The sequence below is a fragment of the Guptibacillus hwajinpoensis genome (assembly GCF_020171785.1).
GTDB classification, from domain to species: domain Bacteria; phylum Bacillota; class Bacilli; order Bacillales; family Guptibacillaceae; genus Guptibacillus; species Guptibacillus sedimenti.
In genome coordinates, this window is sequence record NZ_JAIVAE010000011.1 from 81276 (window position 1) to 93318 (window position 12043).

Below are 12043 nucleotides of genomic sequence, written 5' to 3' on the forward strand. Positions count from 1 at the left end.
CGATGGTTTTCTGCTACAATTTTTATTTAGCTAGGATCAATTTAGCCTACGATAACTGTTAACGTTCACTGGTGCTAACGATATAGTATTGCAGAGCGTATAAACTCAATGATATGATAAACGTTATGTGAAGAGAATCGGGAGTGGATACGATGAGTAAACGAGATTATTATGAAGTGCTTGGCGTTAGCAAAGATGCTTCGGAAGCTGAAATGAAAAAAGCTTATCGCAAGCTTGCCAAGCAATACCATCCTGATATTAATCAGGAACCTGGTGCAGATGAGAAATTTAAAGAAGTGACAGAAGCGTATGAGGTACTAAGTGACTCACAAAAGAGAGCTCAGTACGATCAGTTTGGACATGCCGATCCTAACCAAGGTTTTGGCGGTGGCGGAGCTGACTTTGGTGGCTTTGGTGATATTTTTGATATGTTCTTTGGTGGAGGTGGACGACGTAATCCGAATGCTCCAAGACAGGGTGCTGACCTTCAATACTCCATGGAATTAACATTTGAGGAAGCAGCTTTTGGTAAAGAAACGGATATTTATATACCAAAAGAAGAGGAATGTTCGACATGTGATGGTTCTGGTGCAAAGCCTGGAACGTCTCCTGAAACGTGTCACCACTGTGGTGGTGCAGGTCAATTAAACGTTGAACAAAACACACCTTTTGGCCGCGTTGTTAATCGTCGCGTTTGTCACCATTGTGAAGGTACGGGTAAGCTGATTAAAGATAAATGTAAAACTTGCCGAGGTAAAGGGAAAGTAGAAGTGAAGAAAAAGATCCATGTTAAAATCCCTGCTGGTATTGATGAAGGTCAACAAATTCGCATTACTGGTAAAGGCGAAGCTGGCGTTAATGGTGGTCCTCCAGGAGATCTATTTGTAGTGGTTTATGTGAAATCACATGATTTTTACGAACGAAGTGGCGATGATGTATTATGCCAGATGCCAATCACGTTCTCTCAAGCCGGTCTTGGTGATGAAATTGAAGTTCCGACGCTCCACGGTAAAGTGAAACTTAAGGTTCCAGCTGGAACACAAAGTGGTACGAACTTCCGCCTTAAAGGCAAGGGAATTCAAAATGTGAGAGGATACGGTCAGGGAGATCAACATGTGAAAATTCAAGTGATTACTCCTAAACACTTAACAGACCGACAAAAAGATCTTTTACGTGAATTTAGTGAGATTTCAGGACAGGTACCTGATGAGCAACATGAGAATTTTTTCTCTAAAGTTAAAAAAGCTTTTAAGGGAGAATAAGCAAGGTGAAAGCTGGTAGCAAGCAGGCCGTACAATACGGCCTGCCTGTTTCCTTTCCGAAAAAAGGATCCAAAAGAGGAGTGGGCAATGAATGAAATGGTCTGAAATAAGCATTCATACAACAAACGAAGCGATTGAAGCGGTGTCAAACATTCTACATGAAGCAGGAGCCAGTGGAGTAGTGATTGAAGACCCGATGGATCTTGTGAAAGTATGGGATACTACTTTCGGAGAGGTTTATCAGCTAAATCCTGATGATTATCCTGAGGAAGGCGTTATTTTAAAAGCGTACTTACCAGTCAATAGTTTTCTTGGTGAAACGGTTGAACAAATCAAAGAAGCGATTAATGGATTGCTTGTCTATGATATTGATCTAGGGCATAACACTGTTCAAATAAGTGAAGTGAATGAGGAAGAATGGGCTACAGCTTGGAAAAAATATTATAAACCTGTCAAAATTTCTGAACGTATCACCATTACACCTACATGGGAAGACTATCAGCCTGTTACAACAGATGAAATTATTATTGAGCTTGATCCTGGAATGGCATTTGGAACCGGTACACATCCGACAACGGTTTTATGTGTACAAGCGCTGGAGAAAATTATTAAACCAGGCCACCGTGTGATTGACGTCGGTACCGGATCTGGGGTATTAAGTATTGCGGCAGCTAGTTTAGGTGCAGATTCAGTGGATGCACTTGACCTTGATGAGATAGCTGTAAAAAGCGCAGCTCTTAATACAAAGCTTAATAAAGTTCATCACAAAATTAACGTTAGTCAAAATAATCTTCTAGAGGGTGTAGAAGAGTCCTATGATGTGGTTGTGGCGAACTTACTTTCGGAAATTATCGTTCGTTTTACAGATGACGTTGCTAGGGTTCTTAAACCTGGTGGTGCCTTTATTACTTCTGGTATCATTACGGCCAAGAAACAGGAAGTGAAACAATCGATTCTAGAACAGGGCCTTGAAATTGAAGAAACGCTACAAATGGAAGATTGGGTTGCCTTTATTGCGAGAAAGCCCCACGCGTAAGGAGAGAAAGTCATGCAACGATATTTTATCTCTAAATCTCAGCTTCACCAAGATCATATTTTGATTGAAGGGGAAGATGTCAAGCATATCTCAAGAGTGATGAGGATGGCAGTAGGTGATCGCATTATTTGTTGTACAGAAGATGGTCAATCAGCGATTTGTGAATTAAACGAGCTATCAGCTGACTCCATTAAAGCTATTCCAAAAGAGTGGCTTGACGAGCAAAAAACGTTACCTGTCAATGTGACAATTGTACAGGGGTTACCTAAAGGAGATAAACTTGAGACAGTCATTCAAAAAGGAACAGAACTTGGTGCTGATCAGTTTATTCCTTTTAAAGCTGAGCGTTCTGTTGTAAAATGGGATGAGCAAAAAATCGCGAAAAAGTTGCAGAGGCTAAACAAAATTGCCAAAGAAGCGGCTGAGCAGTCTCATCGAACGACGATTCCAAGGATTGATATGCCTCGATCCCTTTCCTCACTGATTAAGACGAGTGAATCATATGACCATAAATTAATTGCTTACGAAGAAGAAGCAAAAGCAGGAGAAGCTGCAAAGCTCGTTCAAACGCTTCACGAGGCAAAACTGAACGACCGGGTTATGGTTGTGTTTGGTCCGGAGGGCGGACTCTCAGAATATGAAGTCGCCACTTTGAAAGAAGCTGGGTTCTCTTCATGTGGACTTGGTCCTAGAATATTACGAACAGAAACGGCTGCTATGTATGTACTGGCAGCAATTTCTTATCATTTTGAATTAATGGGGTGATGATATGCCTTCAGTTGCATTCCATACATTAGGTTGTAAAGTGAATCACTATGAAACGGAAGCGATTTGGCAGTTGTTTAAAGATCATGATTATGAGCGAGTGGAGTTTGATCATGCATCGGATGTTTATGTTATTAATACTTGTACCGTAACAAATACGGGGGATAAAAAAAGTCGACAGGTCATTCGTCGAGCGATTCGAAAAAATCCAGATGCTGTCATTTGCGTTACGGGTTGTTACGCTCAAACCTCACCTGCTGAAATTATGGCAATTCCTGGTGTGGATGTAGTGGTAGGAACACAGGATCGCGTGAAGATGCTTGATTACATTGAGCAATATAAACGTGAGAGAGAGCCTGTGAACGGTGTAGGCAATATTATGAAAGCGCGTGTATATGAAGAATTAGAAGTTCCAGCATTTACGGATCGTACGCGCGCATCCCTTAAGATCCAAGAGGGGTGTAACAATTTTTGTACTTTCTGCATTATTCCATGGGCAAGAGGTCTTCTAAGGTCGCGTGAACCTGAAGCTGTCATTACACAAGCACAGCAACTCGTAGATGCGGGTTACAAAGAAATCGTTCTTACTGGTATTCACACAGCAGGATATGGAGAAGATTTAAAGGATTATAATTTTGCTCAGCTTCTTCGTGATCTTGATGAAAAAGTAAAAGGTTTGAAACGAATTCGTATATCTTCTATTGAAGCAAGCCAGGTAACGGATGAAGTGATTGAAGTATTAAATCAGTCAGAAAAAGTGGTTCCGCACTTGCATATTCCACTTCAATCAGGTTCAAACACAGTACTTCAGCGTATGAGGAGAAAGTATACAATGGAGATGTTTGGCGAGCGCTTGGAGCGTTTGAAACAAGCTCTTCCGGGACTTGCAATTACTTCGGACGTCATTGTAGGTTTCCCTGGTGAAACAGAGGAAGAATTTAAAGAAACGTATGATTTTATTGCAAAGCATAAATTTTCAGAACTTCATGTTTTTCCATTTTCTAAGCGTACCGGTACACCGGCTGCTCGAATGGAAGACCAGGTTGATGATGAAATTAAGAATAAGCGAGTTCATCATTTAATTGAGCTATCCAATCAGCTTGCAAAAGAGTATGCGTCTCACTATGAAGGAGAAGTTCTTGAGGTAATTCCTGAAGAAAAATATAAGGATGATCCAAATTCAGACTTATACGTTGGCTATTCAGCGAACTATATGAAAGTGATTTTCGAAGCATCTGAAGCCATGATTGGGAAAATTGTTAAAGTGAAAATTACAAAAGCAGGATACCCTTATAACGAAGGACAATTCGTTCGTGTTATGAATGAGGAAGAACCAACAGCTGCAGTTGCTTCGTTTTAAATAAAGAGGCTTAGCCTACTTATACAGAATTGGAAGGATGACAACCATGAATAAAGAACTAGCGAAAATGATTGACCACACAGCTCTCAAGCCAGATACAAGCCGAGAGCAGATTGAGAAACTTTGTGACGAAGCGAGGGACTTCAACTTTGCTTCTGTGTGCGTAAACCCCACATGGGTTTCTCTTGCTGCAGAGAAGTTAGAAGGCTCGGAAGCAAAAGTTTGTACAGTAATCGGTTTCCCTCTAGGCGCCGTTACTACTGAAACGAAAGCTTTCGAAACAAAAGATGCCATTCAAAAAGGTGCGACAGAAGTCGATATGGTTATTAATATCGGAGCTCTTAAAGACGGTAACAACGAACTTGTAGAGCAAGATATTAAAGCAGTCGTTGAAGCAGCAAAAGGCAAAGCTCTTGTAAAAGTTATTATCGAAACGTGTCTTTTAACAGATGAAGAAAAAACACGTGCGTGTGAGCTTTCTGTTAAAGCGGGTGCTGATTATGTTAAAACTTCAACAGGTTTTTCAACTGGTGGAGCAACAGTTGAAGATATTAAGTTGATGAGAAAAACAGTTGGACCAAACATCGGTGTAAAGGCATCCGGAGGCGTTCGTGATTTAGAAGGGTCTCAAGCGATGATTGATGCTGGTGCTACACGAATTGGAGCTAGTGCCGGAGTGAAGATTGTGCAAGGAGAAACAGCTGATACAGATTATTAAGACGATAAATCCATCACTTCTAGTACTAGAAGTGATGGATTTATTATTGTAAATGATAATTGTGTAACTTTTCGATCGATTTGGCAAGTAGCTCAGCAAAAGGTAAGAATAAGAACGCAGAAAGAACATTGAAAAGAATTGAAACATGGGCAAGTTGAACATCTGGAAGAGATGTCATACTAGTGGCAAATGTGCCGAATAAGCCAATCAATGGGAAGAACAATATCACACCTATGATGTTGATCCAAACGTGAGCATAAGCTGCGAGTTTTGCTTCCTTGCTGCTACCGATACTTGCCATTAGTGCTGTGATGCACGTGCCAACATTAGATCCGTATAGTATGGCAATAGCTGCAGGTAATGTAAGTAATTCCTGATTAATAAACCCCATTGTAATTCCCGTAGTGGCTGAACTAGATTGAATGACAGCGGTGACTAAGGTTCCGATCCCGATTCCATACAGAAGACTAGAATTTGTTTCGTGAATCACATGTTCAAAAAACGATAGTGTTGATAACGGGATGGCTAGTGCTTCTAGTCCGTGCATCGCTACAAAGATACATCCAAGACCAAATAGAACGGTTCCTGAACTAAAAATGAACTGATGTCGAATTTGAAGCATAATAAACCCTGTAAGTAATAATGGTAATACAAGGTGTTCAGGGTTAAGGGTCATTAATTCTGCAGTTATCGTTGTGCCGATATTTGTACCAAGAATAATGCCGATGGACTGCCTAAATGTCAGAAGTTTAGCTGCAATTAAACTGATGGTTAGAACCATGACGGCGGAGCTACTTTGCAAGAGCGCTGTGACAAGAGCTCCTGTTAGAAGTCCACGAATGGGTGTTGAAGAGGCATGATAAAGCCACTTCTGTAATTTTGTATTGGAAATTGTGTTTAACCCTACACGAAGAATGCTCATACCAAAAAGAAAAATACTAATGAAGACGATAAAAGAGGCTATATATGGACTCATTTTATATAAATTCTCCTTTCCATTGAAAGTTTATGGACAGGATCTCATCGACATGCTGGTTATTTTTTTAGAAGACTCTTTTGCTAAATATTGTTGCATTTAGATAAGTGTTTAATTTCCGCTCCAATTAGCGAAATATATTTTTTATCCAATAATTGATTAAGAAGCAACAAACTATTAGAAAAGAGCCTTATAAGTGCGGGATTCGTTCTAGGCATGTATTCACCCAAAGCTCTTTCAATTCTCAGTTTTATTGTAATTAAGCGAACTACTTGCATATTTATTTTTAGAAAGAAGTTTAAAAAGAAAATTACAGAAAGAAATGTTGATAAACCGAAGGGGATGTATTATAATTGCAGGTGACATGTCTTTGTTAGAAAGTCATGTGTTATGATTGTCTATGTTTTGGAGGGAGGGATAGAGATGGCGGAAACTCGCGTGCGTAAGAACGAGTCGATCGATGATGCTCTTCGTCGCTTCAAGAGAACGGTTTCTAAAGAAGGCACTATGGCTGAAGTAAAGAAGCGCAAGCACTATGAAAAGCCAAGTGTTAAGCGTAAAAAGAAATCTGAGGCAGCAAGGAAAAAGCGTAAGTTCTAAGAGAGGGTGTTAGGTCAGTGAGTCTAAATGACCGTTTAACAGCAGATATGAAAGTAGCGATGAAGAACAAAGAAAAAAACAAACTATCTGTTATTCGGATGGTTAAATCTTCAATTCAGAATGAATCCATTAAGTTGGGTCATGACTTAACTGAAGAGGAAGAACTTACCGTTCTCACTCGCGAAGTCAAGCAACGCAAAGACTCCCTCCTTGAATTTGAAAAAGCTGGCCGAAGTGATCTTGTACAGAATCTCGATGAAGAGCTGTCGATCTTATCTGTCTACCTGCCGAAACAACTCTCTGAAGAAGAAGTAGAACAAATTGTTCAGGAAGTTATTTCTGAAACGGGTGCTTCTTCAAAGAAAGAAATGGGCAAGGTAATGGGTGCACTTATGCCTCGTGTAAAGGGCAAAGCGGACGGCGGACTTGTTAATCGTCTTGTACAAAAGAACTTATCATAAAGTGATACTTTCAACTTAGGAGATCACTCATTTCCTCAAGGTGACTAGTTGAAACAATCAGACCTTAAGGTGAAGTTGATTTTTTCTTTCTTCATATGAAAAAGAAACAGTTAAACTTTGCCTTAAGCGTTGGATAAATATGATGAAGCGCAAACACGCTCTGTACAAAACAGGGCGTGTTTTTCTATACATACAATTTTTTTGCAATGATAATATATAAACAAGTTAAGAGGGTTTTCAGTTCATCATTTTAAGCTAGTAAATAGTTTCTTTATTTGTCATACTAAAATTAGTATGATCTACATAAAAATGAAACTTCTTGATGACCTTATTCGTATACTTATGTAGCTGGAGGGAGGGATCACAATCAGAAAAAATACAATGCGTGTCTTTGTATCTGTTTGTTTTATGATGATGGTTATTCTTCCGTTTGCAGGAAATTTCGTGTTAAGTAAAGGCGAGGGCGATCTCGTTACGTTTATTCCTGTTGAACAAGAAGTGGAACGTGGATTGGAAGCTTTTCTAAAGCGATCGATTCAGGATGCGGAGGATCAAGGCGCTGATCATATTGTATTAGAAATTAATACGCCTGGTGGAGCAGTAAATGCAGCAGATAATATTGCAAAAATCATCAAAGCATCTGACGTTCCGATCACTGCCTATGTTTCCAACCGTGCTCTTTCAGCGGGCGCTTACATCGCTTTGAATGCCGATCAAATTATTATGGAGCCTGGGGCTCTAATGGGATCAGCCGCTATCATTGACCAGTCAGGAAATGCAGCCGGCAAAAAAGCAGAATCTTTTTGGCACGCCGCAATGAAGTCTGCAGCAGAGCTAAATGAGCGGGATCCAAAATACGCTTTAGCTATGGCGGATCCAGATGTTGACCTCCCGGATTATAACGCTCCAAAAGGGGAGCTCCTTACACTAAGTGATCAGGAAGCGGTAGAGGTTGGGTACGCTGAAGGAACGGCTGAGGATCGAACTGAGTTACTTAATATCCTAAATCTTGAAGAAGCTAAAATTAGTGATGCTGAAGTGAGTATTGCAGAAAGAATTGCTCGCTTTGTTACAAACCCAATTATTATTCCGATTTTATTATCAATTGGAAGTCTGGGCCTTGTATTGGAATTGTATTCTCCTGGATTTGGCGTACCCGGCTTTATGGGTGCCGGTGCGTTACTTCTGTTTTTCTTTGGTCATATGATTGCAGGATTTGCTGGTTGGGAATCACTACTACTGTTGATTGTAGGAGTTGTTCTCATTTTGGTGGAGGTGTTTATTCCTGGTTTTGGAATATTTGGGGTTCTAGGTGCTGTTGGGATTGTTGCGAGTATTATTTTGGCTTCAGGACAATCCATGCAATACGTTCTGTTAGCGGTCCTGATTGCGATCGCGGTTACAATTGGTGGTTCCTACCTCTTCATTCGAATCTTTGGATATCGAGGATTCTTTAAGAAAATCATTCTCTCTGATTCAACAAAAACTGAGTTAGGTTATGTGTCTAATGCCACTCGAAATGAGTTGATAGGTATGGAGGGAAAAGCCGTTACACCGCTAAGGCCATCGGGTATTGCTGACTTTGGAGATGAGCGCATGGATGTTGTGACAGAGGGGGGCTTTTTACCTGCTGGCACAGTAGTTAAAATTGTAAAAACGAATGGTTCAAGAGTCGTTGTAAGAGCAAGTAAATAAGGAATAATAGGGAGGAAAATGATGGACACTAGCACGTTAGGATTATTAGTTATTGTAGGGTTAGTCATTATCGGTTTAGCAATACTCTTTACGTTTGTACCTGTGATGCTGTGGATCTCAGCACTAGCAGCAGGAGTTCGCGTGAGTATATTCAATCTTGTAGGAATGAGGCTTCGTCGCGTAATCCCATCCCGTGTTATTAACCCGCTAATTAAAGCGGTCAAAGCGGGTCTTGAATTAAACACAAATCAACTGGAAAGTCATTACCTTGCTGGTGGTAATGTAGACCGAGTCGTTAATGCGCTTATTGCCGCACACCGAGCTAATATTGAGCTTAGTTTTGAACGCTGTGCAGCCATTGACCTTGCCGGTCGAGATGTTTTAGATGCTGTTCAGATGAGTGTTAATCCTAAAGTAATCGAGACTCCATTTATTGCAGGTGTTGCGATGGATGGCATTGAAGTAAAAGCAAAAGCAAGAATTACTGTTCGTGCAAACATCGATCGTCTCGTAGGTGGAGCTGGTGAAGACACCGTCATTGCTCGTGTAGGTGAGGGCATTGTCAGTACAATTGGTTCATCTGAAAACCACAAAAAGGTTCTTGAAAATCCGGATATGATTTCTCATACTGTGTTATCAAAAGGACTGGATGCTGGAACAGCTTTCGAAATTCTTTCCATTGATATTGCGGATATTGATATTGGTAAAAATATTGGTGCGGTGCTTCAAACAGATCAGGCTGAGGCTGATAAAAATATTGCTCAGGCAAAAGCTGAAGAACGTCGTGCAATGGCAGTTGCGCAAGAACAAGAGATGCGGGCTCGCGTAGAAGAAATGCGTGCGAAAGTAGTTGAAGCAGAGGCTGAAGTACCAATGGCTATGGCTGAAGCGCTACGTTCTGGTAACATTGGTGTCATGGATTATATGAATCTAAAGAACATTGAAGCAGATACTGACATGAGAGACATGATCGGTAAACCAAATCAGGAAGAAGATGAGGATGATCGCTAAGCTATTCCCTCAATCCTTTGTTGGAGGTGATCGTCGTGGATAATCTTATTGAACTGCTATTAAACAATATCGTTTTTGTTATTATTGCAATTGGTGGTATTATTAGCTTCTTCAAGCGTATGAGCGGCGAGGAAGAAAAACAAAAAGCCAATCCGACTCAAAAGCGGCCACAAAGAGAACAAAGTAACCCACGATCAGGTGGTTCTATGGAAGCAAGTGAAATAGAGGAAGATGCTGCTCAACCTGATACAGTTAGTGCTTACAAGGAAGCTTTAGGACGTATGGCAAAACGTGAGAATTACGGTTCACAGAATGAGCTGAAAGTACAAAAAAATGTGAAATCAGCGCCATATATCAAAGATAAGAGTCTTTCTATTAGCAAGTCAAATGTTCGAAACGGCATTATATGGGCAGAAATTCTTGGCCCTCCGCGATCAAGAAAACCCCATCCTTCAATGGTAGCCGTAAAACAAAAAAATAGGTAAAAAAAAGATGCCATATGGCGTCTTTTTTTTATGGGTTGCAATGATTTAAATGGCAACTGCATAAGATGGTAACAGGAGCTGTAATCGCATGTAAGTGGGATAGTTTTGTGTTTTCTTTCATAAAGATGAGTGGAGAGGGGGAGTATCCATGGCAAAGTGGAAGCACAATCTAAAAAGTTGGTTAACGAGAAGATTAGAGCTTCCAGCAGATGCGGTCATGGATTTGCCGCGGATCACGATGGTTGGGCAGCTGCATATTTACATAGAGAATCATCAAGGCGTTCTCAAATTCTCTAATGAGGAAGTCCGACTACTGCTTAAAAATGGTCAATTGGTAATAAAAGGAGAGGATTTTATGTTGAAAACAATCCTTCCTGAGGAAATTTTACTGGAAGGCAAAATTGAACATGTTTCCTATCTTGATAAACCCCAAAACTGATAAAAGCCTCGAACGATTCTCGGGCTGACGATACGGGAGGGTATTATGAAGGAATACATTAAAGAACTTTTTTCTGGATATGTGCGAATTAAAGTGATTGGGTCCTATACGGAACTTTTTATTAATCGTTGTATAGAGTACAATATTCCAATTTGGGACATCTCTCGAGTGGATAATGAAACGATTTTGTTATCGCTCTATACTACCGATATTAAACGTATTAGGCCGCATTTAAAGAGGACAAGATGTAAAATACGCATTAATGAAAGGAAAGGATTTCCTTTTATCTTTAAAAAAATAGTTTACTCTAGAGGGTTTCTGAGTGGCGTGATAAGTTGCATTCTACTCATTCTCATTTTATCGAATATGGTATGGTCAATCACTGTGAATGGTGCAACACCTGAAGTCGAGCATAAGTTAAAGCAAGTAGCCGAAGAACTCGGAGTGAAAAAAGGCGCATTCATATTTCAGTTACCATCCAATCAGGAGCTACAGCAAGAAATGACAGAAAGTCTTAAAGAAATTACCTGGGTCGGTGTTAAAAGAAGTGGTTCCACCTATCACTTTGAAGTCGTTCAAAAACAGTTGCCTGAAAAACAGCCAGCTTTAAATGCAAGGCACATCGTAGCTGATAAAAAAGCCATCATTACAAAAATATATGTTGAAGAAGGACAGGTTCAGGTAAAAGAAAACGATTATGTTAAACCAGGTCAGCTTCTCATTTCGGGATTTATTGGAAAAGAAGAAAAAAGTGAACTCGTTCCTGCGAGAGGGGAAGTTTATGGGAAAACATGGTATATAACAAATGTATCTATCCCTTTAAAATCTACTTTTGAAACGAATACTGGTGAAAGAGAAACGAAATATGCGGTAGGTTTTTTTGGTTTTCATCTTCCAATTTGGGGATTTTCAAAGCCGGAGTTTCCTCGTTATGAGACGATAATAAGTGAAACAAATTTACGCTTTTTAAAATGGGAAATCCCTCTATCGTTTCAAACAAAAGCGCTTCTAGAAACCAAAGAAGTAACGAGAGAGTATACAGAAAAGGAAGCGCTTCAGGCAGCTAGTCAAGTAAGTAGAGAAGACATAATAAGTAAAACATCAGAAAAAGCAGAAATTAAAGAGGAAAAGATTTTACACCATGAGGTAGAGAATGGTAAAGTAAACGTAAAGATACACTATGAAATAATAGAAGAGATTGGGAAAGACATACCGATTATTCAAGGAGATTGAGG

General features: G+C 40.0%; 13 protein-coding genes. 12 read left to right on the forward strand and 1 reads right to left on the reverse strand.

Translation table 11 applies throughout. The features are described from left to right. The first annotated feature begins 152 nt into the window (after positions 1–152). The 5 genes from dnaJ to deoC all read left to right on the forward strand — a co-directional run bounded on the left by dnaJ (position 153) and on the right by deoC (position 5141). The gene (dnaJ, locus tag LCL91_RS16445; RefSeq protein WP_224883907.1) at positions 153–1262 is read left to right on the forward strand and encodes a molecular chaperone DnaJ; all 1110 of its coding nucleotides are present in this window, start codon (positions 153–155) and stop codon (positions 1260–1262) included. A gap of 91 nt (positions 1263–1353) precedes the next feature. Continuing rightward, positions 1354–2298 (forward strand): 50S ribosomal protein L11 methyltransferase, encoded by a 945-nt coding sequence (gene prmA / locus LCL91_RS16450; RefSeq protein WP_224883909.1) that lies wholly within the window; start codon positions 1354–1356, stop codon positions 2296–2298. Positions 2299–2310: 12 nt separating this feature from the next. Further along, positions 2311–3063 carry a 16S rRNA (uracil(1498)-N(3))-methyltransferase gene (locus LCL91_RS16455; RefSeq protein ID WP_224883911.1) on the forward strand — a complete coding sequence of 251 codons (753 nt, stop codon included), beginning with the start codon at positions 2311–2313 and terminating at the stop codon, positions 3061–3063. A gap of 4 nt (positions 3064–3067) precedes the next feature. Further along, positions 3068–4423: a tRNA (N(6)-L-threonylcarbamoyladenosine(37)-C(2))-methylthiotransferase MtaB gene (mtaB, locus tag LCL91_RS16460; RefSeq protein ID WP_224883914.1), complete on the forward strand. Its 1356-nt coding sequence runs from the start codon at positions 3068–3070 to the stop codon at positions 4421–4423. A 46-nt stretch (positions 4424–4469) separates the two neighbouring features. Beyond that, positions 4470–5141: a deoxyribose-phosphate aldolase gene (deoC, locus tag LCL91_RS16465; protein WP_224883916.1), complete on the forward strand. Its 672-nt coding sequence runs from the start codon at positions 4470–4472 to the stop codon at positions 5139–5141. Between the two features lie 43 nt (positions 5142–5184). Here deoC and LCL91_RS16470 read toward each other — a convergent pair whose 3' ends face one another. Beyond that, the gene (locus LCL91_RS16470) at positions 5185–6117 is read right to left on the reverse strand and encodes a Na/Pi symporter (RefSeq protein WP_224883918.1); all 933 of its coding nucleotides are present in this window, start codon (positions 6115–6117) and stop codon (positions 5185–5187) included. A gap of 423 nt (positions 6118–6540) precedes the next feature. Here LCL91_RS16470 and rpsU point away from each other — a divergent pair, with 423 nt between their 5' ends. From rpsU to yqfD, 7 genes are all read left to right on the forward strand, one after another. Further along, entirely contained in the window at positions 6541–6717 is a 177-nt protein-coding gene (rpsU, locus tag LCL91_RS16475) for a 30S ribosomal protein S21 (protein ID WP_048312787.1), read from the forward strand. A gap of 17 nt (positions 6718–6734) precedes the next feature. Then, the gene (locus LCL91_RS16480) at positions 6735–7178 is read left to right on the forward strand and encodes a GatB/YqeY domain-containing protein (protein ID WP_159783285.1); all 444 of its coding nucleotides are present in this window, start codon (positions 6735–6737) and stop codon (positions 7176–7178) included. A gap of 381 nt (positions 7179–7559) precedes the next feature. Beyond that, the gene (locus LCL91_RS16485) at positions 7560–8873 is read left to right on the forward strand and encodes an NfeD family protein (RefSeq protein WP_224883920.1); all 1314 of its coding nucleotides are present in this window, start codon (positions 7560–7562) and stop codon (positions 8871–8873) included. 21 nt (positions 8874–8894) lie between these two features. Further along, positions 8895–9884: a flotillin-like protein FloA gene (floA, locus tag LCL91_RS16490; RefSeq protein ID WP_098444295.1), complete on the forward strand. Its 990-nt coding sequence runs from the start codon at positions 8895–8897 to the stop codon at positions 9882–9884. Between the two features lie 35 nt (positions 9885–9919). Next, positions 9920–10369, forward strand: a complete 450-nt coding sequence (locus LCL91_RS16495) for a hypothetical protein (protein ID WP_224883921.1) — start codon at positions 9920–9922, stop codon at positions 10367–10369. Between the two features lie 148 nt (positions 10370–10517). Beyond that, positions 10518–10808: a sporulation protein YqfC gene (gene yqfC / locus LCL91_RS16500; RefSeq protein ID WP_098444293.1), complete on the forward strand. Its 291-nt coding sequence runs from the start codon at positions 10518–10520 to the stop codon at positions 10806–10808. A 45-nt stretch (positions 10809–10853) separates the two neighbouring features. Beyond that, positions 10854–12041, forward strand: a complete 1188-nt coding sequence (yqfD, locus tag LCL91_RS16505; protein ID WP_224883922.1) for a sporulation protein YqfD — start codon at positions 10854–10856, stop codon at positions 12039–12041. Positions 12042–12043: the final 2 nt, after the last annotated feature.